We start from the raw sequence: 23,486 nt of genomic DNA, 5'->3' as shown, positions 1-23,486 counted from the left end.
ATTACGAGCAGTGTTGAGAAGACAGACCTGACCAGCAAATGCGCTTCGCGCGCTTCGCCCTCGTGGCTGAACCAGGCGATAAGGCCAATACCAATGATGGCGCTGACAAAGAGCGCAGCAAGGCCTCGCTGCCTCAACGTCAGGCCCCATACCTCGCGGCTTTTGTCAGACGTAGAGACAACAGGATAGGATATTAGAAGGGCAGATGCGGCTGCTAGTAGCGGACCTGGCCAAAACGTCTGCGTTCCGGCTATCAAGGCGACCTGGCTCGCTACGACTATCGCACCAATGCAGATCAGATATTGCCAGAAGAGACCAGGGTTCGCCAATCGTACCCAGAGAGCGGGAATAATAACGAGCATGATCAATGCTGTTACAAAGTTCGCTTGGGCAGGACCGACGCCAAAGTCAGGAAAGAGCAAATAGCGAAAACCGATTAAAGGATAATATCCAACGGTAAGCGCGAAAAAAGCGATCTTCGACAAGCGCTGCCACGCCTCGAGGCCGCTGCCTGCACGAGCCAAATCTGTTTGCAATCCCATGCTCGGAGCGTGGGCGACAGTCCAGAGCTTGTCAATAAATCAATCAAGCCTCTTGCTGCGCTCAGCCTTGGCCTCGAGCGTTTCTTGTCCGTGTCTATACTGCGGATGGTTTGCGCCCTTCCTGATCGTCTCAGGCTTTCTAGCGCCGTGATATCTGCAGGTCTTACACCCCCATGCGGCGGGGCTCTTGCAGCGTTCCTTGGTGCGCTTGGATTTGGCCTTACAGCGCGCAGTCCCTGAAAGCCAGCGGCTCACTTTCCACAACGTATGCCCCACCGTTAACCCGCCCCCCGGGGGGGGTTAAAGAGCGATAGGGTGGAGGGATAGATCGCCTTCTTCGGTGAGCGAGACCTCAAATCCCCAAGCGGTTAGACGGCTCGCCGAAGCGCAAACAACGGCTGACTGCGACACCCTATTTTACAGGATTTTTACAGGAAGAAGGCCGGTCTAGCGCCTAACTAATTGAAAAATTGGCGCACCCGACAGGATTCGAACCTGTGACCTCTGCCTTCGGAGGGCAGCGCTCTATCCAGCTGAGCTACGGGTGCGTGGCGCGGTCAGCGACAAGCGAGCGGCGCGCTTAGCAAAGCACCGTCCCACCTGCCAGCCGAAAATCGCGCGCCCTTACGGTTCGCGGTTAACGCAGCAGGCCCGCGCATCAGGGATTTGGCAATTCTGGCCCGCTAATCCGGCGGGGCCATGTCGGGAATCTACCACACCGAAACGACTGCAACAGCCCGCACCGAGGCACTTGCCGCGCGTTGGCAGGCCTTGCATGCCGCCGGACAGGAAATCGGCGCCATGGCCGTACTCGGGCCAGAGCCGTTCGATTGCGAACTTGAGAGCTTCCCGGCCCGGATCGAAGCCAGGGCGGTGTGCGGCTTGTGCTCGCCAGCGATGGCATTGCCGATCTCGACGCGATCCTCCGGCCGGGCCTCGTCTCGCTGCGCACGATCCGCGCCCGAGGCCAGGACGCCACCGCCCCAGCACTGGCGCTTTGGCGCGAATTCCATGCACTGCGCACGGGGCTGCTCAGCCTTGCAATAGAGACTGAACGCGAAACTGAGGCGGAAGCCGAAACCGCGAATCCGCAGGTCGCCGCCTGGCTCTTGACCGCGTTCGCGATCTGTTCCAGTCTGGCTCGATGCTGACGCCCCTGATCGCCAATCCCGATTCGCCACCATCGACGGTGCCTGACGCGGCAGCGGTCGCGCGCGGCGTGGGGCGGCTGTTCGCGCGCAACGACATCTGGTGCCTCACTGAAATGCCGCTGCGAAATGGCCGCCGCGCCGATTTGATGGGAGTCGATGCCAAGGGGCAGATCGTGATCGTGGAGATCAAGGTCGCGCGCGGCGATTTGCTGAGCGATGCGAAATGGGGCGAATATCTCGATTTCTGCGACCGGTTCTTCTGGGCCCTGCCCCCCTCGCTCGATCGCGCCCCGTTGGAAGGGGAGGCATTCCGCCCCGATTGCTGCGGCGTGATAGTGGCCGATGGCTATGATGCGGAGATATTACGCCCGGCCCCGCTGCAGCCGCTCAACGCTGCACGTCGGAACAAGGAGTTGCAGCGGCTCGCCCGTGCTGCGCTGCGCCGCCATGCCGGGCTGATCGATCCGCTCTGCGCGAAACTGTCCGGCGCACAATAAACCCTGCACCCGCGCCTTCTAACCCGTCGCCATTTGCGATCAGCGCGGCTAGAACGCCCTCATGCTGCTCGCGTTTGCCATTGCCGCGCTGTCGATGACTGCGATCGTCGCCTTGCGCTATTTCGCCAGCAGCGGGTTCTTCGCCTGGCTCACGGGACGCAAGCGCCCCGGCCAATATGCAGCGCTGGGCGCGCAGATCCGCCGCGAGATAGGCTGGTCGCTCGGCTCAGCAGCGATCTATGGCGTGCCCGCCGGGCTGGTGGCCTGGGCCTGGCAGAACCTTGGTTGGACGCAGATCTACAGCGACATTGGCGCCTACCCCCTGTGGTATCTGCCGCTTTCGCTGTTCATCTATCTCTTCGCGCACGACACGTGGTTCTATTGGACCCACCGCTGGATGCATGCGCCGCGGCTGTTCCGGCTGGCACATGCGGTCCATCATGCCAGCCGCCCGCCAACGGCATGGACCGCCATGAGTTTCCATCCACTCGAAGCGCTTACCGGCGCCGTCGTGATCCCCGCACTGGTATTCCTGGTGCCGATCCATCTGGGCGTGCTGGCGCTGGTACTGGCGATCATGACAGTGATGGGCGTCACCAACCACATGGGCTGGGAGATGTTTCCGCGCTGGCTCGTCCGCTCGCGCCTGGGAAACTGGCTCATCACGGCGAGCCATCACGAGCGCCATCATGAAGAATATCGCTGCAATTACGGCCTTTACTTCCGCTTCTGGGACCGCGTGTGCGGCACCGATCGCGGATTGACGGAGAAATTCGGATGAAACCTGTCGCCACACTCTGCCTTGCCGCCGCCTCTGCCGCCTTGCTGGTCGGAGCCACCCCACCCAAACCGGGCCAAGTCGCCGTTACGGTGACCGACCTGCGCTCCGCCAAGGGCGTGGTGCGCGCCTGCATGACCAGCAATGCCAAAGTCTTCCCCCGATGCCGCGAGGATCCGGCCTCGTATCGCGTCGTCGTTCCTGCGGGCACAAGGGTCGAACTGCTTTTCAGCGGTGTGAAGCCGGGTCGCTATGCTGTGGCCCTGCTCCATGACGAGAATGACAACGGCAAGGCCGACCGCACGCTGGGGATGATGCCGAAGGAAGGCTTCGGCTTTTCGCGCGACGCGAAGGTGCAGATGGGGCCGCCCAAGTTCGATAGCGCCGCCTTCGACTATGCAGGGGACGCGGCCACGCTGACGATCCGCATGCGCTACATGCTCTGACGCGGGCGGCTATAGGCGTGACGTCACGCCGCCGACAAACCGCGACATCATGCTTTTCTGCGCAACTTAACGGTAAGTTTACCATGTCGCGCCAAAACCCATGGCTGACTCACTAGTCAGGAGCATGATTGGGCCATGGATAGCTTGCGCGGCAGCTTCGATACGCCGGACTTTACCGACGTCTCGACTGATTTCGACCTCGCCGACGAGGATATCGCTCGCGACCTGCCGCCGGCAGCGATCGGCCAGGACGAGCGCCGCATGCAGGTGCGCGCCTATAATCATTGGGCGAGCCTGCTGGGCGAACGCAACTTCCCTTCGATCGAAGAGCTCGATCCAGAGAACCTGACCGATTTCGGCCCCTATAGCGTGCTGCTCGACTTCTCGACCGGGATCGAAGACCCGGCGATCCAGTTCCTGGGCGACCAGCTGGCGGCGGAATGCGGCGCAGAAGGGCGCATCGACAAGCTGTCGGACGTGCCCAGCCGCTCACTGCTGAGCCGCATCACCGACCATTATCTGCAGATCCTCGCCAACCAGGCACCGATCGGCTTCGAAGCCGAATTCGTGAACCAGCGTGGCGTGACGATCCTCTATCGCGGCATCCTGCTGCCCTACTCTTCCGACAATGACACGATCGATTTCATCTACGGCGTGATCAACTGGAAGGAGATGGCCGACCAGGCCGCTGCCGACGAGCTGCTGCTCGAAATCGACCAGGCTCTCGAAACCGAGGAAGACGAACTGGCCATGCGCGACAGCGACCCCGTGACCGACTGGGCCGATGGCCCGAGCGCCGACGATTCCGATGCCCCGGAGAGCGCGAGCGAAGCCAGCAATATCAGCGACATCGGCAATTTCGGCCAGTTTGGCGACGAAGACGAGGACGAGGATAGCTTCGAACTCCCCGAACCCGATTTCGGCCATTACGGCCTCGATGTCGATTACGAGGATGAGGAAGAGGACGAAGCGAATTACGATTTCGCCTCGCTCACCGATCACATCGCGCCGCCGACCAAGAAGGCACTGTCGCTCGACCTTGACGAGCTGGCGGCATTGCCGCCGCTGCCCGAAACCTCGGGCGAAATCGGCTATGACAGCAGCGCCTTCGATTCGGCGCCTGCCAACTTCTCATGGAGCGAAGAAGCGGATAGCGACGACAGTTCGTTCGACGAAGCTCCCGCCAGCCACTCCTGGAACGAGCAGGCCGAGAGTGACGCGGACAATGGCGCGGATAGCGGCAGTTTCGAAGCGGATGACGAGGACGAAGGGGACTTCGTCGCCGAACTTCCCGCAGACGCCGGCCTTTACGACTATCTCGCCGCCGCGCGCGAAGCCGCCAAAAGCGCCCGCAACAGCGAGGACCGCAGCCGCCATTCGCTCTATGTCGCAGTCGGCCAGGCCTATGACTTCTCGCTCGCGGCGCAGGAATCGCCAGAGGACTATGCCGAACTGCTCGACGAATGCGGCATCGCTGCGCAGGAACGCGCGCCGATGACGCCGGTGGTCAAGCTCGTGTTCGGCGCCGACTACGACAAGACCCGCCTCACCGAATATGCTGCGGCGCTCAGCTATGCGCACCGCGTCGGCATCGCGCATGGCGCGCTGTCGAGCTATCTCTCCGAGGCCGAAGGCGGCCTCAAGGGCGTGGTCAATGCCGAGCGCAAATGGCGCCGCGAGCAGGCCGGCAAGGAAGTCGAAGCCGCTGACGGCGTGCGCGAAGCGCTGGCGAAGAAGATGCGCGAACTCGAACCGCAGGATTTCGGCGACCTCGAGCCCGAAGGCGGCGAATTCGCACTGGTGATGATCCGCCGGACCGAAGACGGCGAGATCGTGGTGCTGGGCGAAGTCGAGCAGGACATCCCGCTGATCGAACGCGCTGCACGCAAGTTGCTCGGCTAAACAGCCGCCGCACACCGACGCGACGTCACTTCGCACTGGCCAGCCGTGCCGGTGCACGATAGGGCGCGCCAATGTCAGTTCGGACAAGGCGCGCGATGATCTGGATCCTTGGTACTCTGCTGGCGATTGCATGTTCGCTGGCCATCGCGCTGCTGATCGCGATCCGGATCAACGGAGCGGCAGTGCTCGACCGGGTCGACCGGATTGCCGGGGGCTCGCGCGAAGTGGAGCTGCTCGAACAGGCGCGCTTCGGGCCGGGCGGCACGCAAGTGCTCGACGTTTACGCAACCGCTGCCACCACATCCGAACCGAAGCCTGTGCTGCTGTTCCTCCACGGCGGCGGCTGGAACAGCGGCAACCCCGCAGATTACGGCTTCATCGGCCGCGCCTTCGCGCCCGAAGGCTTCGTGGTCGTCACCGCCGGATATCGCCTCCATCCCGAAGGCCTGTTCCCCGCCATGCTCGAGGATACCGCCAGAGCAATCGGCTGGACACGCGCCAATATCGCGCGGCTGGGCGGCGATCCGAACCGGATCGTGCTCGCGGGCCATTCGGCGGGCGCCTACAATGTGGTGATGAGCGTGCTCGACCGGCAATGGCTGGCGCGCGAGGGACTGGGGCCCGATGCAATCGCCGGGGTGATCGGCCTTGCCGGCCCGTATGACTTCTTCCCCTTCACCAGCGATTCCGCCCGCAACGCCTTCGGCCATGTTCCCGATGGCGAAACCACCCAGCCGATCCGGTTCGTGCGCCAGGGTGCCCCGCCGATGCTGCTGCTGCATGGCGACAAGGACACAGTCGTCCGCCCACGCAACAGCCATGCGCTTGCGGCGGAACTCGACGCGGCCGGCACAAGCGCCACTACGCGCATCTATCCGGGCATGGACCACACCGACGTGCTGGTTTCGCTCGCCAGCCCGTGGCGCAGCAAGCGCCCGGTGCTGAAAGACATGGTGGAATTCGCACGAACGGTGCGGGCTTCAGTTCCGGTTCAGGACAAAATCGGCTAGCTCTGCATCAACATGCGCCTGTTTTGCCATTTCGTCGCTTTCCTTGCCGCGTTGCTGCTGTCGGTCCATCCCGCCGCCGCACAATCTGTGCTGCGCGATGCGGAGACCGAAGCACTGCTTAACGACATGGCCGCACCGCTGGTGAAGGCAGCCGGGCTCGAACCAGGCAATGTCGACATCATTCTGATCAACGACCCGACGATCAATGCCTTCGTTGCCGGAGGGCAGGCCGTCTACATCCACAGCGGGCTGATCAACGCGGCCGACACCGCCAATGAAGTGCAAGGCGTGATCGCGCACGAGCTGGGCCACATCACCGGCGGCCATATCGTTCGTTTCGACGAAGGCATGGCCGCAGCCAGCAATATCTCGATCCTCAGCCTGCTGCTGGGAGTGGGCGCGGCGCTGGCCGGGGCAGGCGACGCCGCCATCGGCATCATGCAGGCCGGGCAGCGCGCGGCGCTGGGCAAGTTCCTCGCTTTCAGCCGCGTGCAGGAATCCTCGGCCGATGCGGCAGGTGCAGAATATCTTTCCAAGGCGGGCATTTCGGGCCGCGGATCGCTGGCTTTCTTCGGCAAATTGCAGAGCCTCGAATTCCGCTATGGCGTGAGCCAGGACGACGACGCCGCCTTCACCCGCACTCACCCGCTTTCGGGCGATCGCATCGCGCGATTGCGCGAGACCTATATCGTCGACCCGTCATGGAATGCACCCGACGACCCCAGGCTGCAGGCGCGCTTCGAACGGGTCAAGGCCAAGCTTTATGGCTATCTTGCCGAGCCGCAAAAGACGCTCTCGGCCTATCCCAAATACGACACCAGCATCCCCGCGCGCTACGCGCGCGCCTATGCCTATCACAAGAGCGCGCTGATCGATAACGCGATGAAAGAGGCCGAAGGCCTGCTCGCGACCGATCCGGAAAACCCCTATTTCCTCGAACTGGCCGGGCAAGTCCGGCTCGAATCGGGCGACCCGCAAGGTGCACTGCCCTATCTCCGCAAGGCCACCGACAACAGCGGCAGCCAGCCGCTGATCGCCGCCATGTTCGGCCATGCACTGATCGCGACCGAAGATCCGGCGCGCTTCGAGGAAGCTGAAAGGGTGCTCAAGTCCGCTGTCGCGCGCGACCGGCTCAACCCTTTCGCATGGTACCAGCTCGGCGTGGTCTACGCCGCGCGCGGCGACATGCCGCGAGCGCGGCTCGCCAGCGCCGAACAGCAGGTCATGAGCCGCCGCTATCCCGAGGCGCTGCGCAGCGCGCAGGCCGCCGAGATGGGGCTGGAGCGCGGCACGCCCGACTGGATTCGTGCGCAGGATATCGCACTGCAGGCACGCGCCGAGCTTGAGCGCATGCGCGACCGAAAGTGAGTTCGACCGGGGACAAGATGACCGACAATTTCAAGACTTTACTTCGCACCGCCGCGGTGGCGCTGGTATTCGGCTTCGCCGGAGCTGCAATCTGGTCCTATTCGGGCCTCGGCGACGCGCGCACCAAAAGCTACCTACTCGCCAATCCCGACATCCTGCCGCAGATGGCCGAAGCCTATCAGTCGCAGCAGGCGAAGGACCGGCTGGCAGGCATTTCAGAGCAGGTTATGACGCCGTTCCCGGGCGCGGTGCTGGGCAATCCCAACGGCTCGAAAGTGCTGGTCGAGTTCACCGACTACAATTGCCCTTATTGCGCGATGAGCCAGGCCGACGTGCACCGGCTGATCGAATCCGACCCCGAAGTGAAGATCGTGGTCCGCGAATGGTCGATCTTCCAAGGCAGCGAAGTCGCTTCGCAAATGGCGCTCGCCGCCGCGAAACAGGGCAAATACGCCGCCTTCCATGACGCCATGTTCCGGCTTGGCCCGGTCTCGCCCGAAAGCGTCGAGGCAGCCGCGCGCGAGGCCGGGCTCGACCTCGAGCGTGCCCGCGCCGACGCCGCCTCGGACGAAGTGGCGCAGGAACTGGCGCGTAATCAGGCGCTGGCCGGGCAGCTCGGCTTTTCGGGCACGCCCAGCTGGGTGACGAAGGATCGCGCCTTCGAAGGCGCAGTGGGATATGGCGCGCTCAAGGAGGCGCTTGAGCCCGGCGAGAGCTGATGGCTGGCAGGCCCAGCCTGGCCCTGATCGCTTCGGCCATGGTGCTGGCGCTCGCCGCGCCGAGCGGGGCGGCGGCACAGCAGGTCGGGTCCGCTCAGGCGCTGCAAATCTTCTCCGAACGGCAAGCGCTCGAACAAAGGCTGCAGGACATCGGCTGGAAACTTGCGGTCGCCAACGCCCCCTTTTGCGACAAGGCCATCCCCGCGGTGGGCCTGCAGCTGCACGACATGGCAAGCTATGGCGACCCGGAGACGATGCGCCGCCTGTTTGGCCTCACGCGCGATTTCGCGGTGCTGACGGTGGCATCGGGCTCGCCGGCGGCTGCGGCGGGATTGGCCCCGGGCAGCGAGATCGCCGCAATCGACGGGGAAGATCCCAATAGCTGGGAAATTTCCGGTTCGCGTGGCTGGCGGCGAACGGTCCGCGCGCACGATTTGATCGATGCGCGACTGGCGGAGCGCGGGACAGTCGTCGTGACGCCGAGTGGCGGCGCGCCAATCGCGCTCGCTCCGGTGATGGCCTGCGCCACGCGGTTCGAACTCGGCGGCAGCGGCAAGCGTGCAGTCGCAGAAGGATCGCGCGTGATCATCGACCGCGACTTTCCCGGCTTCGATTACGCCGAAGACGAGCTGGCCGCCGCAATCGCGCATGAGCTCGCGCACAATCTGCTCAGGCATCGCGCCTGGCTCGATAGCGAAGGCCGCAAGCAAAAGAATATCCGGCTGACCGAGCGCGAGGCCGACCGCCTGATGCCGTGGCTGCTTGCCAATGCCGGTTACGATCCCGGTGCCGCCATTCGCTTCATGCAGTTGTGGGGACCTCGCCATTCGGGCGGGATCCTGCGCAAGCGCAGCCATGACGGGTGGGACGAGCGCGCCGAAGCGATTGAGGCCGAGACGGCGCTGGTCCAGCAGCTGCAGCGCGATGAAGGCATTGCCGACTGGCGGGCGCACTTCCGCCGCGAGATCGAGCGCCGGTTAGGCGTCAATCCTCGGTGATCTTGGCGTACATCGAATTGATCGGCCGCTCCATCACCCGGCGCACCATCGGCTCGAAGAAGCTCAGCGGCGCGCTGTCGTAATTGGGGTCGAACGCCGCCTGGTCGTATTTCTCGCAGAAATGCGCGCAAGCTTCGAAATGCGGATGGCCGCGATATTGCTCGCGGATGTCGCGATCCATGCCGACGAGGTGGAAGTAATAATAGCCCTGGAAGGCGCCATGCTTCTCGCAGATCCAGTGATATTCCTCGGGCACGAAGGGCTTGATGATCGCTGCCGCCACATCGGGGTGGTTGTAGGTGCCAAGCGTGTCGCCAATGTCATGCAGCAGCGCCATCACCACATAGCGCTCGTCGCGCCCGTCGCGATGCGCACGCGTGGCGGTCTGCAGCGAATGTTCGAGCCGGCACACCGGGAAGCCGCCGAAATCGCCCTTGAGCAGCTTGAGGTGGTCGAGCACACGATCGGCGACGCCTTTCGCGAAATCGCGGTATTCGCGCCCGATGATCGCCCAATCCTCGGCAGTGCCTTCGGTCATGGCGGTGAATTTGGCGTGTTCGCCCGGATGTTCCAAAGTGGCCATCATACCTCTCCTTGCAGACGGACAGTGTAACCTGCGCGACGGCAAGCGGCAAAACAAACTGCACCCCGCCGCTCAAATCGGCTAAGGGATTAGCAATGGCCATGCTGCCTTTCCGCCCTACGCCCTTCTTCGCAAACAAGAATCGGGCATTCTGGAACCTCCAGCTCGCCGGCTGGGGAGGCGCATTCCTGCTGCGCGCGAGCGCGGCGATCGCCAACGGCCAGCCGTGGGACCTGGTGGCGGTGATTCTCGTCGCGACCATCACCGGCTTCTCGATCAGCCTGGTGCTGTCGGTGATCTATCGCCAGTTGATCAGCAAGCAGCCGCTTGTGACCTGGGGCACGACCGTGCTGGCGCTGATGGTGGCGGTGACGATCTATGCCTCGATCGACGCCTGGGTGCAGGGCATCTACTACGCAGGAATCCGGGAAACCACCTTCGCGCAGCGCTTCATCGGTCTCAGCTACATCCCGCTGACGCTGCTGGGCGGCTGGAGCGCGCTCTATTACGCGATCAACTACTTCCTCACCGTGGAGGAACAGGCCGACCGGCTCGAGCGGCTCGAAGCGCAGGCGACCAGCGCGCAGCTGGCCATGCTGCGTTACCAGCTCAACCCGCATTTCCTGTTCAACACGCTGAATTCGATCAGCACGCTGGTGCTGCTGAAGCAGACCGAACCGGCCAATGCCATGCTGTCGCGCCTGTCGGCCTTCCTACGCCACACGCTGATCATGGAACCCGGCAGCCAGGTGACTTTGGCGCAGGAGGTTGAAACGCTGCAGCTCTATCTCGATATCGAGCGCATGCGGTTCGAAGAACGGCTCAGGACCGAATTCAAGATCGATGACCCGGCGCGCGACGCGCTGCTGCCTTCGATGCTGCTCCAGCCGCTGGTGGAGAACGCCGTCAAATACGCCGTTTCCCCCCAAGAGGAAGGCGCGCGGATCTCGCTCAGCGCCCGCGTGCGGGGGCACCGCTTGCAGATCAAGGTCGAGGACACCGGCCCTGGGCTGGCAGGGCCGCGGCAGGGAGACATGCTGCGCATGCATGGCGTGCCGGGCCGCCCGACTTCGACCGGGGTCGGCCTCGCCAATATCCGCAACCGGCTGGCGCAAGCCTATGGCCCCAACCACCGGTTCGAAACCCGCTCCGGCGCGGGCGGCGGCTTCACCGTGGTGATCGAAATTCCTTACGAGACCGCTGCCGCCGAGCCACCCCAACCCGAAGCGGCACCCCCCACCCAGTCGGCATTGCCGGCCAAACAGACGCCCGCGGCAAGCCTTGCGCACGGGCGCAGTATGGAACCCAACGCATGACAATCCGCACCATCCTGGTCGATGACGAGAAACTGGCCATACAGGGCCTGCAGCTCCGGCTTGAACCCTTCGAGGACATCGAAGTGATCGCCACCTGTTCGAACGGGCGCGAAGCGATCCGCACGATCAAGACCGAGAAACCCGATCTGGTGTTCCTCGACATCCAGATGCCCGGCTTCGACGGCTTCGGCGTCGTCAAGGGCGTGATGGAGATCGAGCCGCCGCTGTTCGTGTTCGTCACTGCCTATGAAGAGCATGCGATCCGCGCGTTCGAAGCCAATGCGGTCAATTATTTGATGAAACCGGTCGACCCCGACAAGCTGGCCGACACGATCGAACGCGTGCGCCAGCGGCTGGCGGAAAAGAAGTCCGCCGAGGAAGCCGACAAGCTGATGAGCGTGCTGGCGGAAGTCGCGCCGGACAAGGCCGAGGAATTCTCAGCCGCCGACGGCGAAGCGAGCGACCGTTTCGAAAAGCTGATCAATGTAAAGGATCGCGGCCAGATTTTCCGCGTCGATGTCGACACGATCGAACGGATCGAAGCGGCCGGCGACTATATGTGCATCTACACTGCGGACAATTCGCTGATCCTGCGCGAGACGATGAAGGATCTCGAGCGGCGGCTCGATCCGCGCGTGTTCCAGCGCGTGCATCGCAGCTGGATCGTCAACCTCAACCTCGTGCGCCAGGTGCGCCCGCACACCAATGGCGAATGCTTCCTGGTGCTTGAGAGCGGAGCCGAGGTGAAGGTGAGTCGGTCCTACAGGGACGTGGTGGCGCGCTTCGTCCACTAAACCGTTCGCCCTGAGCTTGTCGAAGGGCTGCTTTTCCTGAAATGAAAGACAGGGCTTCGACAGGCTCAGCCCGAACGGAGCAAGAATGGCATTTGAACTTCCCGGTTTCGACCTCGCCGCATTCGTGCGCGACACGCTGGCCGAAGACCTCGGAACGGGCCTGCCCGGCGGGGGGCATGACGTCACATCCGAAAGCGTGATCCCGGCCGATGCGCGCTTTTCGGGCGTGATGGACAGCCGCGACGCGATCATGGTCGCGGGACTGCCGATTGCCGAAGCCTTCTTCCGTGCGCTCGACCCGGCGATGGAAATCGAAGTGCTGGTAGAGGAAGGCGCGCAGGTCAGCCCCGGCACAGACCTGATGCGCCTCAGCGGCAATGCCCGCGCCATGCTGACTGCGGAGCGCAGCGCGCTCAACACCGTGCAGCACCTCTCCGGCATCGCCACCTTGGTGCGCACCTATGTCGATGCGATGGACAATCCCCACTGCACCCTGCTCGACACGCGCAAGACAATCCCCGGCCTGCGCATGCTCGAGAAATACGCCGTGCGCATGGGCGGCGGCAGCAACCACCGCATGGGGCTGTGGGATGCAGCGATGATCAAGGACAACCACGTGCTTGTTGCCGGCTCGGTCGGCGAAGCGGTGAAGCGCGCGGTCGCAGCGGGCGTGACCGAGATCATCTGCGAGGTCGACCGGCTCGACCAGATCGAACCCGCGCTTGCAGCCGGGGCGACCCGCCTGCTGCTCGACAATATGGCCGCCGAAAAGCTGCGCGAGGCAGTGGGCATCGTTGCGGGCCGCGTCCCGACCGAGGCATCGGGCGGGATCAATCTCGACACGATCAAGGCCAAGGCTGCTAGCGGGGTGAATTACGTGTCCGTCGGGCGGCTGACGCAAAGCGCTCCCGCCGCCGATATCGGGCTGGACTTTACGCCCTTATGAATTCTCTCGCGGCAAATGGCCCAAAATTTTTTGGGGCCATTGCCTCCGAGGGGCGGCGCATAAGCGCCGACGCGCGGTTCGGGCCGAAAGACAGCACCCCCGCGAAGATCTGGCGAGGGTTGTAGGGAGAGTCCGGTATTGGGTGGAAAGCGGACAAGCGGCGGCAGAATCACAAGTGGTGACCGACAGGATCACAATCCGCGTGTAGCGGGTTTGAGCCCGTTCTCCACGCAGTTTGCGAAGCAATATCTACTATCGCTTGGCTAACCGCCCGATCGTTTCTTGCACCTGCTCTGGACGAGTGTCATGTCTGCCAATGCGATGGATCGAGTGAAGCGTTAGGGAGCGGACAATGTCCTGGATGGAGTGGTACAACAATCTTGTGAAGCCCTCGTGGACGCCTGATCCTGCCACGATCGGGATGGTTTGGCAGGTGCTTTACCCGATCATCCTCGCAACATTCTTTTTTGTCATGATACAGGCGGTGCGCAAGAAACTGCCATGGCGCGTTACTTGGCCATTCGTCATCAATCTGATCGCAAATTTTGCATTCACGCCAATCCAGTTCGGGCTTCAAAGCCTGATTTTGGCAGCACTAGATATCTTGTTGGTATGGGGATCGATAATCTGGATGATGGTTGCAATCTGGAAGCACTACAAATGGGTCGCGCTTGCGCAAATTCCTTATCTTGTTTGGGTGTCGATTGCCTCTGTGCTGCAATTGAGTATCAGTTGGTATAACTTGTAGTCTTGGGCGCGCATGGTGAGCCAATAAACAAGAACCTGTGAGCCACTTGCCGGGATCATCATCGTCCGCGTGCGGGGGCGAACCCCTGCTCCGCAACCAATCTTGCCAAAGGATCATGCGACAAAAGCGACGACGCTTCGTGTTCTGAGGATACCGACTTTCTTTCATCCGCAATTGGGTCGCTAGCAGCCATTCCGATTTTCCTACATGGCTGCGTTCTGGCAAGAGAGCCGGGCTCTTTGCCATCGTCGGATCGTCCCAAAGCCAGCCCTCGCGTCACATGCTGGGGGAGGGTTTTCTCTTTCAGGACTATGTCGCATGTGTCGCATCGTTCGGCGAGCCCCGCACGCAGGCTGAACAGCTCGATTCACCGCCGCGCCTTGAAGAAATCGCGCAGCAGCTCTGCCGCTTCGCTTTCGCCCATGCCGGCATAGACCTCGGGCTTGTGCAGGCACTGCTTCTGTTCGAACACAAGCGCGCCATGCTCCACCGCGCCGCCCTTGGGATCGGGTGCCGCATAATAGAGCCGCGCGATCCTTGCGTGGCTGATCGCCCCCGCGCACATGGCACAAGGCTCAAGCGTAACATAGAGGTCGCAGCCGATCAGCCGCTCGCTGCCCAGCTTAGCCGCAGCTTCGCGCAGCGCCACGATCTCGGCATGGCCGGTTGGATCGGGCGGGGTGCGGGTGCGGTTGGCGGCGACCGCCAGCACCTCGTCACCGCGGGTCACCACCGCGCCGATCGGCACTTCGCCTTCCGCCGCCGCCGCACGCGCGGCGTCGAGCGCCAGCTGCATCGCATGCGGGATCGGCCACTTAGTCATATCCGCGCGCTATACGCACTCGGGCAAAGCCGCAACTTTGCTTGACGATTCGTGAGGCCGCCGCTATGCGCGCCGCTTTCCGGGAAACCTGACGGTTTCATACCGATTGTGAATGGCTGTCCGATTCGCTCGGCTGCCAGCAATTAGAGAACGAACGAGAGATATCATGTCGCGTATTTGCGAACTGACCGGCAAGGGCCGCCAGGTGGGCCACAATGTGAGCCACGCCAACAACAAGACCAAGCGGGTGTTCCTGCCGAACCTGCAGAACGTCACGCTGCTGAGCGAAAAGCTGGGCCGCAGCTTCAAGTTCCGCGTGTCGACCCATGGCCTGCGCTCGGTCGAGCACAATGGCGGGCTCGACAACTGGCTGCTCAAGACCAGCGACGAAAAGCTTTCGGCCAATGCGCTGAAGGTGAAGCGCGAGCTGAAGAAGGCCGGCGAAGCCGCCTGATTCCCTGCCCGCAAGGGCACGGTTCAAAGCAATGGGCGTGCGGGGAAACTCGCGCGCTTTTTTGCGTCGGGATTTGACGGGCCGCTCAGTCCTGCTGGCTGACAAACAACAGAGGGTCGAGTCGCGCGTCGTGCCACTTCAGGCTCCAGTGCAGATGCGGGCCGGTTGCCCGCCCGCTCGCCCCGACATTGCCGATATGCTGGCCTTGCGTCACCCGGTCGCCCAGCTTCACCATCAGCCGCGAGGCATGGAGGAAGGCGCTGTTGAGCCCCTGCCCGTGGTCGATGATCAGCAACTTGCCTTCGAGCGAGAAATCGTCCGCCGCCAGCACCACCACACCATCGGCCGGAGCGACGAAGGGCGTGCCTGCGCCCGGCGCGATGTCGAGCCCGGAGTGGTAGCTGCCCGGCTCCCCGCGATAGACCCGCTGCGAGCCGAAACGCCCCGAGATCCGCCCCTTCACCGGCCAGCGGAAGCTTTGCCGCCAGCCTTGCGCGCCGGTCTCTTGTGCGCGCGCCGCGGCAATGGCCTCAAGCTCGGGCATGCGGCGCGCAAGGAAGGCCTCGCTCGCCGCGCCTCGGGGCCTGCGCGCGACAATGACGTGTTCGATGTTCCAGTCCCGCGGCGAAACCGCCAACGCCTCGCTGAAGCGCGAGCCATCGGCCAGTTCGCCCGACAATACCGCTTCACCCGCCGCGTCGCGATCGAAGGCGGCAAAGAAGCTGCCGTCGGGCGCAAGCTGCACTTCTGTCTTGCCCAGCCGCAGCGACCGCGTGCCCACCGTGGCTTGCCCGGTGATCCAGCCGCCCTGGGTCACTTCGCCGCGATAGCTCAGCTTCCGAGGCGCGGCGTTGTCGCTGGAAGGCAGTGCATCCATGGCCATGCTGGCGAGCGCGAGCGTCGGAAGTTGGCGCGGTGCCTCCTTGATTTCGGGATCGTCGCCACATGCCGCAAGCAGCGCCAGCGCGGCCACCGGCGGGGCCAGGCGGGCGGCACGCGCGCCGCTCATCGTTGCCCTAGCAGCCGCCGCGTCGCGATTTCGCAAGTGGCATAGGCCTCTTGCAGTTCGGCGCTCCAATAGCGCAGCTCTTCGAGCGCAATCGGCTCGCGGCTCACTGAACAGCGCACGAACTTGCCGCCGCGCAGCACCCTGAACGTGCTCGGCCCGTAGTAGAGCTTGGCCTCTCCATCGCTTGACGACATCAGCATGGGCTAGCCTTTAGCAAGTGCTTGCCGAACGGGCAATTAACCGAAGAGATCGTCCTGCCGGGACGAATCCGCTGCGGGTTTGCGCGCTCGCTTGCGTGGCGAGGGAGGCGGTGGTGGTGGGGCGTCCGCCGGGACCACGTCGAGCCGCCCGTCCGCGAATTGCAGCACCAGCGCGGCTTCCTTCGCGGCGAGCGCGCGGCTTGTCAGCGCCTTGTCATTGGCATCGCGCACGATCGCATAGCCGCGCCGCAGCGGTTCCTCGGGGTGGAATTGCTGGGCGAGCCGGGCAAGCGCGCCGAGCGCCTCACGCTTGCGCTCTATCGGTCGAGTGACGAGTTCGGGCACCAGCCGCACGCGTTCGAGCTGGCGCTGGGCATCCCCCGCACTGCGCCGCAAGAGCGCGGGCGAAAGCCGCGCCGAAGTGCCCGCCAATTGCTCGCGCCCACGGCCCGCGCGGTCCATCAAGCCGCGCCGCAAGCGTTCGCCCAAATCGTCGAGCCTTTGGGAGTGCGGTTGGAGCAGTTGGTCGAGCCGAGGCATGCGCTGCACCCGCGCCTCCAGCCGCTCGCGCCCCAGCTCGACCGGGCGCAACACCGCACGCCGCTGGCGATTGGCGAGATCGGCCACTGTGGCGACCAGGTCGGCACGCACCGGCACGGCGATCTCGGCCGCCGCCGTGGGCGTGGGAGCGCGACGATCGGCGGCATAGTCGGCCAGCGTCGTGTCGGTTTCATGCCCCACCGCCGAAATCACCGGGATGGTTGAGGCGGCGATCGCGCGGATCACGACTTCCTCGTTGAAGCTCCACAGGTCTTCGATCGATCCGCCCCCGCGCGCGACGATCACCACGTCGGGGCGCGGGATCGGCCCACCAACGCCAAGCGCGGAGAACCCGCGCAATGCATTGGCGACCTGCTCCGCAGCGCCCTGCCCCTGCACCAGCACAGGCCAGACCAGCACATGCGAAGGGAAACGATCGGCCAGCCGGTGCAATATGTCGCGGATCACCGATCCGGTAGGCGACGTCACCACCCCGATCACTCGCGGCAGGAACGGCAGCGCGCGCTTGCGCTCCCGCGCGAACAGCCCTTCGGCCTCGAGCTTGGCCTTGGTCTTCTCGAGCAGCGCGAGCAGCGCGCCTTCGCCTGCGATCTCCAGGCTGTCGATCACGATCTGGTATTTCGAGCGCCCGGGATAAGTGGTGAGCTTGCCGGTAGCGATCACTTCGATCCCGTCTTCGGGCGAGAATTGCAGGCGCTGGGCACTGCCGCGCCACATCACCCCGTCGAGCACGGCATTCTCGTCTTTCAGCGCCAGATAGAGATGGCCCGATGCCGCACGCTTGACCCCCGACAGCTCGCCGCGCAGCCGCACGAAGCCGAAGCGATCTTCGACCACGCGCTTCAGCATGTTCGAAATCTCGGTGATCGAGAGCGGCGCGGCGTTGTCGCCTTGCCGATTGCGCGCTACCAGCCCGCCATCTTCTTCACTCTCATCGGGGGCGGTCATGAACATCCTTCTTCTGGGCTCGGGCGGCAGGGAACATGCGCTGGCCTGGAAGCTGGCGCAATCCCCGAGCTGCACAAAGCTGTATGCCGCACCCGGAAATCCCGGAATTGCCGAGGAAGCAGAGCTGGTCGCGCTCGACGCTACGAACCACGCCGCTGTCATAGCTTTCTGCAAGGCCCATGAAATCGCGCTGGTGGTGGTGGGGCCGGAAGCCCCGCTGGTCGACGGGCTGGGCGACAGCTTGCGCATCGAGAGCGTCCCTGTGTTCGGCCCATCCAAGGATGCCGCGCAGCTCGAAGGCAGCAAGGGCTTCACCAAGGATTTGTGCGAACGCGCAGGGATCCCCACGGCTGGCTATGTGCGCACCAGTTCGCTCAAGCAGGCGCTGGAAGCGCTCGACCGCTTCGACCCGCCCTATGTGCTCAAGGCTGACGGGCTGGCCGCAGGCAAGGGCGTGGTGATCGCTGAGACATGGTCGGAAGCCGAAGCCGCGCTGGAAGACATGTTCGGCGGCACTTTCGGCGCGGCGGGCGCGGAAGTGGTGATCGAGGAATTCCTGATCGGCGAGGAAGCCAGCTTCTTCGCGCTCACCGACGGCAGCTCGATCGTGCCCTTCGGCACTGCGCAGGACCACAAGCGCGTGGGCGACGGCGACACCGGCCCCAACACAGGCGGCATGGGGGCCTATTCGCCCGCGCCGGTGCTGACCGAAGAGCTGCAAGCACGCGCCATGCGCAAAATCATCGAGCCGACCGTGCGCACCATGGCGGCCGAAGGCATGCCCTACTCGGGCGTGCTCTATGCCGGACTGATGCTGACCGCCGATGGCCCCAAGCTGATCGAATACAACGCCCGCTTCGGCGATCCCGAATGCCAGGTGCTGATGATGCGGCTGGACGACGATCTGGCCTGGATCATGTGGCTTTGCGCGCGCGGCGAGCTCGACCAGCTGGGCAGCGGCTCTCCGAAGTTTGACGCCGCCACGGCGCTCACCGTGGTGATGGCGGCCAAGGGCTATCCCGGCACGCCCGAAAAGGGCGGCACGATAGACCTCGACGGCGCGGAATCGGAAGGCGCCAAGGTGTTCCATGCAGGCACTGCACTGAAAGACGGGCAGTTGATCGCCAATGGCGGGCGCGTGCTCAATGTGACCGCTCGCGGCCGCAATGTTAGCGAAGCGCAGGCAGCGGCCTATCGCGCGGTCGCTGCGATCGACTTCCCTTCGGGCTTCTGCCGGCGCGACATCGGCTGGCGCGAAGTCGAGCGTGAGCGTAGTTAGGACCGGAACGAGGGAGAGAGCATCATGAAGGTCGAGAACCAGGTCACACCAACGCCCGAGCGAATGATGGAGTTCTTCGGGTCGCACGAGGATGGCCCCTTCGTGATGGTCAACCTGCTCAAGTTCAAGCAGAGGGCCGAATATCCGGACGGCACCGACCGGGGCATGTCGGGCGCCGAGGCCTATGCGATCTACGGCGTCGAAGTGACCGAGATAGTCCGTAAACTTGGCGGGCGTCCGATCTACAGCGGCGCGGTGACCGGCCTCATGCTGGGTGAAGTCGAGGAGATTTGGGACATGGTGGCGCTGGTGGAATATCCATCGCTCGCCGCCTTCCAGGGAATGGTCATGTCGCCCGATTACCAGGCGGTCGCGGTGCACCGTACTGCAGGCCTGGCAGGCCAACTCAATATCAGGACCAAAGCGGCTGGAGGAAAGGGTTGATCGCGGTCAATGCCCCGTGGTGCGGGGCATGCTCGAATGCGCGAGAAGCGAGGTTAGGCATATGCGGCGGAAAATGATCCCTGTTCTCATCCTGCTGGCAGCCACAGCGTGCCAGCAGGCCTATGGCGCGGGCAGCGTGGAAAGTGCCCCGCCGCCAGCGCCGGTCAGCGAGGCCGAGCATCACCGGCTAGCCTTCGTGCAGGCCGCGTGTGGCGGGTGCCACGCGGTCGAGGCTCCGGGTCTTTCGCCCAACTCCCAATCGCCGCCCTTTGCCGACATAGCCAATCGCGAAGGCCTGACCCGCGCAACGCTGGTCACCTGGCTCACCGATGCGCACAATTATCCCGAAGTGATGGATTTCGATCTCGACCAGCCGCAAGTGGAAGAGATTGCCGACTATATCCTCACACTGCGCAGCGATGGCTACAAACGGGTACCGGATTAAGCTCCGAAAAGCCCGTTTGGCTCTCACACACGCTTTGTGATACATCGCCGGCAGGGTCGCATCGAGGGGGGATTGCTCGATGCCTTATCGCTATGGCCACTATTACGTCGGCTTCGTCCTGCTGGTCATCCTGGTCGGTTTCTGGGCCAGCTACTGGTCGCCAATCGCCAATGTTCCGCTGGCATTCCATGTCCACGCGATCAGTTCGACCACCTGGCTGCTACTGCTGATTATCCAGAGCGTCGCGATCCATCGCCGGTCCAACGCCTTCCACAAGCAGATGGGCTTGGCCAGCTTCGCGCTGTTCCCATTCCTCATCCTTGGCTTCGTAATGATCATCGACGTCTCGGCGCAGCGCTATGCCAAGGGCGAAAGCGAATTCATCATGCACAACGGCCCCGCCTTCGGCATCGGCATGGTGATCGCGATCGCGGCCTACCTCACGCTGTTCTACCAGGCGCTCAAGAACCGCCGGAATATCAAGCTGCACGCCGGATACATGCTGGCGACTCCGCTGATCCTGTTCGAATCGCCCTTCAGCCGCGTGATGGACAGCCTGTTCCCATGGATGAACTTCATCGGAAGCGGAGGCCTGCACACGGTGCAGGATACGATCGTCATTTCTGACGGGATGGCGGTCGTCTTCGCGATGACGCTCTATTTCATGGACCGCAAGCATGGCGCACCATGGCTGGTTGCGTCGTTCTTCATGGCGCTGCAGGCGGTGGCGATGTGGAATGCACCCTTCATCCCGCAGTTCGGCTCGCTGTTCGGCGCCTATGCGCAGATCCCGCTCGGCGCGACTGCAATTGCTGGGATAGCTGCGGGCGGGCTGGCAGGATGGCTTGGCTGGCGCGCCGGGGGCGTTCCAGCCAAGAGAGCTACGGCAACCGCCTGAGCGGATTTAGGCGAGCTTTTCGTACATCAGCGCCTTGAGGTCGACCTCGGTCCGCGCGCCATAATGCGAGATGATCTCGGCCGCGGCAATCGCCCCGCGCCGCAGGCACCGCTCAAGCGGCTCGCCATTGACGTGGCCATAGAGGAAGCCGGCAGCGAAAAGGTCGCCTGCACCAGTGGTGTCGACCACTTCGTCGATCTGTTCGGCCGCGACTTCGGCGCGCTCGCCATTGCGGATCGCGACGGCACCGTCGGCGCTGCGGGTGACCACCAGCGTCGGCACCTTGCCATGAAGCGCGGCGATGCCGTCTTCAATCGTATCGGTGCCCGTCAAAGCAAACAGTTCGAGGTGGTTGGCGAACAAAATGTCGATCAGCCCGTCCTCGATCAGCGCGCGGAAATCGTCGCCATGGCGATCGATCACGAACACTTCGGACAGGGTGAAAGCCACTTCGCGCCCGGCAGCACGCGCCGCCTCGATCGCGCGGCGCATCGCTGCGCGCGGTTCTTCGGGATCCCACAGGTAGCCTTCGAGGTAGAGCACCTTGGCAGCCGCCACCGCTTCGGCATCGAGCGCCGAGGGCGGCAGGAACTGGCTAGCGCCCAGGAAAGTGTTCATCGTACGCTGCGCATCGGGCGTGACGAAGATCAGGCAACGCGCCGTATGGGGATTTCCCTCGCGCGGCGCGACGTCGAAATCGATCCCGACGGCGCGGATGTCATGCGCGAAGACTTCGCCCAGCTGGTCGTCCGCGACTTGGCCGATGAAGGCGCATTGCGCGCCGAGCGCCGAGAGACCCGCCAAAGTGTTGGCTGCCGAACCGCCCGAAATCTCGCGCGCCGGGCCCATCGCGTCGTAGAGTTCCTTGGCGCGCTCGGCATCGACCAAAGTCATCCCGCCACGATTGAGCTGGAGCTCTTCGATCAGCTCGTCGGAGGCGGGGGACATCACATCGACAATGGCATTGCCGATGGCGATCACGTCATAACGGGGTTTGGTCACGCGAATTCCTGATTCTGTTGCCGAAACTGATGCGGTCCGCGCCGCCTAGCGCCCCGCAGCGCGCGCGCCAAGGGCGGATTGTCGCTTGCAGCGTTGACTTGGCGCGAGATCGCTAGGAAACGGCGCCATGCCCGATCTGCGCAAACTCCTCATTTCGCTCGCTCCGCTACCCCTCCTAGCCGCCTGCGTTTCCGCTGGCAGCCCGCCGCCAGTAAGCCAGCCGCGCCCGGGGCCTGTCACTACCGCGCCGCCCGCCGTGCGCGTGCCCCCGAGCAATCCTGCGCCGCCCACTTCAGGCTTCATCGCGCCGCAAGTGATGCGCCTGCCCGGGCTCGAGAATGTCATCGGCGCGGGCGCAGCCCAGCTTGAGCGACGCTTCGGCAAGCCGCGCCTCGACGTGCTGGAGGGCGATGCACGCAAGCTGCAATTCGCGGGCGAGCCCTGCGTGCTCGACGTGTTCCTCTACCCGATGCAGCCCGGTGCAGCTCCCGTCGCGACCCATGTCGAAGCGCGCCGCGCCAGCGACGGTCGCAATGTCGATCGCGCAGCCTGCGTTGCCGCGCTCGGAGGCGGATGATCGCCGGATTTCGGCGGTAACCCCGTCTTAAGCCTGTTCTGCGATAGCGGTCCCCATGGAAATTCAGGGGATCCGTGCATCATGAGCATCCAGTTTGCCGATCTGGCCCGCCGCGTCGCCGAAGACGGCCAAGTGAGCGCCGAGGAACTGTTCTCGCTGCGCCAGCTGGGTTGGGGCGATGGCAAGATCTATCGCGAGGAAGCCGAAGCGATCTTCGCGATCAATCGCGCGCTGAAGCAGCCTTCGCCCGAGTGGGTCGACTTCTTTGTCGAAGCGATCGGCGAATTCGTGCTCAACGGCAGCGAACCCAGAGGCATGTGCAGCGATGACAAGGCGCGCTGGCTGATCGGGGCGATCGACCATGACGGCAAGGTCGACAGCATGGCCGAGCTCGAATTGCTCGTCCGCGTGATCGAGCGTGCGCAGAATGTGCCCGAATTCTTCAAGGATTACGTGCTGCGCCAGGTCGAACGCGAGATCATGACCGGTTTTGGCCCCACGCGCTGCGGTGGCGAACTTTCGGCCACACATATCAGCGCCGCCGAATGCCGCATCCTGCGCCGCGTGATTTTCGCCAGCGGGGGGCACGGCCCGGCGGCCGTCACCCGCAAGGATGCCGAACTGCTGTTCCGCCTGAAAGATGCAACCCTGCAGGATGAGAACTCGCCGCTGTGGGACGAGCTCTTCGTCGATGGCGTGGCGAACTACCTCAAGGGGTTCCAGCTCCAGAACGCCCAGCTAAGCCATGAGCGGGTGAAGGAACTCGAAAGCTTCGTCGCTGACAACCGCGCCCGCGTCGGCCGCTTCTTTGGCGCGATGGCGCGCGAAGTGCCGCAGGCGCGCAACCATTTCGGCAAGGTCTTCGGCAAGAACGACAAGGGCCAAAGCTATGTCGAAGCGGCTGCCGCCGGAAACCTGGTCGAAGATTTCGAACAGGAATGGCTCGAGAAGATGATCGGTGCCGATGGCGAGGTCGACGATCTCGAGCGCGCCCTGCTGGCCCGGATTATCGACGAGGGCTGAGAACGGGAACCTCCGAGGCAGGCGA

Annotated in this window: 27 protein-coding genes and 1 tRNA gene; 20 read left to right on the top strand and 8 right to left on the bottom strand. The window is 63.8% G+C overall.

Translation table 11 applies throughout. The annotated features are described in order from the left end of the window. Both VRS74_RS09005 and VRS74_RS09000 read right to left on the bottom strand, forming a co-directional pair. A partial coding sequence (locus tag VRS74_RS09005) for a hypothetical protein (protein ID WP_354144923.1) occupies window positions 1-542 on the bottom strand: 542 nt, incomplete at its 3' end. A 471-nt stretch (window positions 543-1,013) separates the two neighbouring features. After that, window positions 1,014-1,090, bottom strand: a tRNA-Arg gene (locus VRS74_RS09000). 327 nt (window positions 1,091-1,417) lie between these two features. Here VRS74_RS09000 and VRS74_RS08995 point away from each other — a divergent pair. The 9 genes from VRS74_RS08995 to VRS74_RS08955 all read left to right on the top strand — a co-directional run bounded on the left by VRS74_RS08995 (window position 1,418) and on the right by VRS74_RS08955 (window position 9,411). Next, window positions 1,418-1,693: a hypothetical protein gene (locus VRS74_RS08995; RefSeq protein WP_354144922.1), complete on the top strand. Its 276-nt coding sequence runs from the start codon at window positions 1,418-1,420 to the stop codon at window positions 1,691-1,693. After that, entirely contained in the window at window positions 1,687-2,190 is a 504-nt protein-coding gene (locus VRS74_RS08990; RefSeq protein WP_354144921.1) for an MmcB family DNA repair protein, read from the top strand. The genes VRS74_RS08995 and VRS74_RS08990 overlap by 7 nt, the downstream gene beginning before the upstream one ends. A gap of 61 nt (window positions 2,191-2,251) precedes the next feature. Further along, a complete protein-coding gene (locus VRS74_RS08985) occupies window positions 2,252-2,971 on the top strand; it encodes a sterol desaturase family protein (protein ID WP_354144920.1) in 720 nt (239 codons plus the stop codon). Then, window positions 2,968-3,414, top strand: a complete 447-nt coding sequence (locus VRS74_RS08980; protein WP_354144919.1) for a DUF2141 domain-containing protein — start codon at window positions 2,968-2,970, stop codon at window positions 3,412-3,414. The genes VRS74_RS08985 and VRS74_RS08980 overlap by 4 nt, the downstream gene beginning before the upstream one ends. 135 nt (window positions 3,415-3,549) lie before the next feature. Further along, window positions 3,550-5,316, top strand: coding sequence for a PAS domain-containing protein (locus tag VRS74_RS08975; RefSeq protein ID WP_354144918.1), 1,767 nt, complete (start codon window positions 3,550-3,552; stop codon window positions 5,314-5,316). Window positions 5,317-5,387: 71 nt separating this feature from the next. After that, entirely contained in the window at window positions 5,388-6,326 is a 939-nt protein-coding gene (locus tag VRS74_RS08970; protein WP_354144917.1) for an alpha/beta hydrolase, read from the top strand. A gap of 12 nt (window positions 6,327-6,338) precedes the next feature. Next, window positions 6,339-7,694, top strand: coding sequence for a M48 family metalloprotease (locus VRS74_RS08965; RefSeq protein WP_354144916.1), 1,356 nt, complete (start codon window positions 6,339-6,341; stop codon window positions 7,692-7,694). Beyond that, window positions 7,691-8,413 (top strand): DsbA family protein, encoded by a 723-nt coding sequence (locus VRS74_RS08960; RefSeq protein WP_354144915.1) that lies wholly within the window; start codon window positions 7,691-7,693, stop codon window positions 8,411-8,413. Before VRS74_RS08965 ends, VRS74_RS08960 begins: the two co-directional genes overlap by 4 nt. Beyond that, on the top strand, window positions 8,413-9,411 hold the full coding sequence (locus VRS74_RS08955) for a M48 family metalloprotease (RefSeq protein WP_354144914.1): 999 nt from the start codon (window positions 8,413-8,415) through the stop codon (window positions 9,409-9,411). The genes VRS74_RS08960 and VRS74_RS08955 overlap by 1 nt, the downstream gene beginning before the upstream one ends. Here VRS74_RS08955 and VRS74_RS08950 read toward each other — a convergent pair. Beyond that, window positions 9,398-9,994, bottom strand: coding sequence for an HD domain-containing protein (locus VRS74_RS08950; RefSeq protein ID WP_354144913.1), 597 nt, complete (start codon window positions 9,992-9,994; stop codon window positions 9,398-9,400). The genes VRS74_RS08955 and VRS74_RS08950 overlap by 14 nt on opposite strands. A 95-nt stretch (window positions 9,995-10,089) precedes the next feature. Here VRS74_RS08950 and VRS74_RS08945 point away from each other — a divergent pair, with 95 nt between their 5' ends. From VRS74_RS08945 to VRS74_RS08930, 4 genes are all read left to right on the top strand, one after another. Continuing rightward, a complete protein-coding gene (locus tag VRS74_RS08945; RefSeq protein ID WP_354144912.1) occupies window positions 10,090-11,310 on the top strand; it encodes a sensor histidine kinase in 1,221 nt (406 codons plus the stop codon). Continuing rightward, window positions 11,307-12,104, top strand: a complete 798-nt coding sequence (locus VRS74_RS08940) for a LytR/AlgR family response regulator transcription factor (RefSeq protein WP_354144911.1) — start codon at window positions 11,307-11,309, stop codon at window positions 12,102-12,104. The genes VRS74_RS08945 and VRS74_RS08940 overlap by 4 nt, the downstream gene beginning before the upstream one ends. Window positions 12,105-12,189: 85 nt before the next feature. Continuing rightward, window positions 12,190-13,050: a carboxylating nicotinate-nucleotide diphosphorylase gene (gene nadC, locus VRS74_RS08935; protein WP_354144910.1), complete on the top strand. Its 861-nt coding sequence runs from the start codon at window positions 12,190-12,192 to the stop codon at window positions 13,048-13,050. Window positions 13,051-13,402: 352 nt separating this feature from the next. Then, window positions 13,403-13,798, top strand: a complete 396-nt coding sequence (locus VRS74_RS08930) for a TspO/MBR family protein (RefSeq protein ID WP_354144909.1) — start codon at window positions 13,403-13,405, stop codon at window positions 13,796-13,798. Between the two features lie 367 nt (window positions 13,799-14,165). Here the strand turns inward: VRS74_RS08930 and VRS74_RS08925 are convergent, their stop codons facing one another. Further along, window positions 14,166-14,621, bottom strand: a complete 456-nt coding sequence (locus tag VRS74_RS08925) for a nucleoside deaminase (RefSeq protein ID WP_354144908.1) — start codon at window positions 14,619-14,621, stop codon at window positions 14,166-14,168. A gap of 166 nt (window positions 14,622-14,787) precedes the next feature. On the opposite strand from VRS74_RS08925, the gene rpmB reads away from it, so the two are divergent. Continuing rightward, window positions 14,788-15,075: a 50S ribosomal protein L28 gene (gene rpmB, locus VRS74_RS08920; RefSeq protein WP_354144907.1), complete on the top strand. Its 288-nt coding sequence runs from the start codon at window positions 14,788-14,790 to the stop codon at window positions 15,073-15,075. A gap of 85 nt (window positions 15,076-15,160) precedes the next feature. Here rpmB and VRS74_RS08915 read toward each other — a convergent pair whose 3' ends face one another. From VRS74_RS08915 to xseA, 3 genes are read right to left on the bottom strand one after another with little or no spacing between them, the layout of a single operon-like run. After that, the gene (locus VRS74_RS08915; RefSeq protein WP_435521394.1) at window positions 15,161-16,084 is read right to left on the bottom strand and encodes a M23 family metallopeptidase; all 924 of its coding nucleotides are present in this window, start codon (window positions 16,082-16,084) and stop codon (window positions 15,161-15,163) included. Further along, window positions 16,081-16,284, bottom strand: a complete 204-nt coding sequence (locus VRS74_RS08910; RefSeq protein WP_354144906.1) for a DUF2093 domain-containing protein — start codon at window positions 16,282-16,284, stop codon at window positions 16,081-16,083. Before VRS74_RS08910 ends, VRS74_RS08915 begins: the two co-directional genes overlap by 4 nt. A gap of 36 nt (window positions 16,285-16,320) precedes the next feature. Further along, the gene (gene xseA / locus VRS74_RS08905) at window positions 16,321-17,793 is read right to left on the bottom strand and encodes an exodeoxyribonuclease VII large subunit (RefSeq protein WP_354144905.1); all 1,473 of its coding nucleotides are present in this window, start codon (window positions 17,791-17,793) and stop codon (window positions 16,321-16,323) included. On the opposite strand from xseA, the gene purD reads away from it, so the two are divergent. The 4 genes from purD to VRS74_RS08885 all read left to right on the top strand — a co-directional run bounded on the left by purD (window position 17,792) and on the right by VRS74_RS08885 (window position 20,859). After that, window positions 17,792-19,072, top strand: a complete 1,281-nt coding sequence (gene purD / locus VRS74_RS08900; RefSeq protein WP_354144904.1) for a phosphoribosylamine--glycine ligase — start codon at window positions 17,792-17,794, stop codon at window positions 19,070-19,072. The genes xseA and purD overlap by 2 nt on opposite strands. Before the next feature lie 24 nt (window positions 19,073-19,096). Beyond that, window positions 19,097-19,516 carry a DUF1330 domain-containing protein gene (locus VRS74_RS08895; protein WP_354144903.1) on the top strand — a complete coding sequence of 140 codons (420 nt, stop codon included), beginning with the start codon at window positions 19,097-19,099 and terminating at the stop codon, window positions 19,514-19,516. 73 nt (window positions 19,517-19,589) lie between these two features. Beyond that, a complete protein-coding gene (locus tag VRS74_RS08890; RefSeq protein ID WP_354144902.1) occupies window positions 19,590-19,961 on the top strand; it encodes a cytochrome c in 372 nt (123 codons plus the stop codon). A 79-nt stretch (window positions 19,962-20,040) separates the two neighbouring features. Beyond that, entirely contained in the window at window positions 20,041-20,859 is an 819-nt protein-coding gene (locus tag VRS74_RS08885; protein WP_354144901.1) for a hypothetical protein, read from the top strand. A gap of 6 nt (window positions 20,860-20,865) precedes the next feature. Here the strand turns inward: VRS74_RS08885 and VRS74_RS08880 are convergent, their stop codons facing one another. Further along, window positions 20,866-21,861: an adenosine kinase gene (locus tag VRS74_RS08880; protein ID WP_354144900.1), complete on the bottom strand. Its 996-nt coding sequence runs from the start codon at window positions 21,859-21,861 to the stop codon at window positions 20,866-20,868. A gap of 127 nt (window positions 21,862-21,988) precedes the next feature. On the opposite strand from VRS74_RS08880, the gene VRS74_RS08875 reads away from it, so the two are divergent. Both VRS74_RS08875 and VRS74_RS08870 read left to right on the top strand, forming a co-directional pair. After that, window positions 21,989-22,438: a hypothetical protein gene (locus VRS74_RS08875; RefSeq protein WP_354144899.1), complete on the top strand. Its 450-nt coding sequence runs from the start codon at window positions 21,989-21,991 to the stop codon at window positions 22,436-22,438. A gap of 81 nt (window positions 22,439-22,519) precedes the next feature. Further along, window positions 22,520-23,461: a hypothetical protein gene (locus VRS74_RS08870; RefSeq protein ID WP_354144898.1), complete on the top strand. Its 942-nt coding sequence runs from the start codon at window positions 22,520-22,522 to the stop codon at window positions 23,459-23,461. Window positions 23,462-23,486: the final 25 nt, after the last annotated feature.

The sequence above is a fragment of the Altererythrobacter litoralis genome (assembly GCF_036324225.1).
In the GTDB taxonomy this organism is placed as follows: Bacteria; Pseudomonadota; Alphaproteobacteria; order Sphingomonadales; family Sphingomonadaceae; genus Erythrobacter; species Erythrobacter litoralis_A.
The sequence above is the reverse complement of the archived record's forward strand: the minus strand, read 5'-3'. Positions and strand labels throughout refer to the sequence as shown.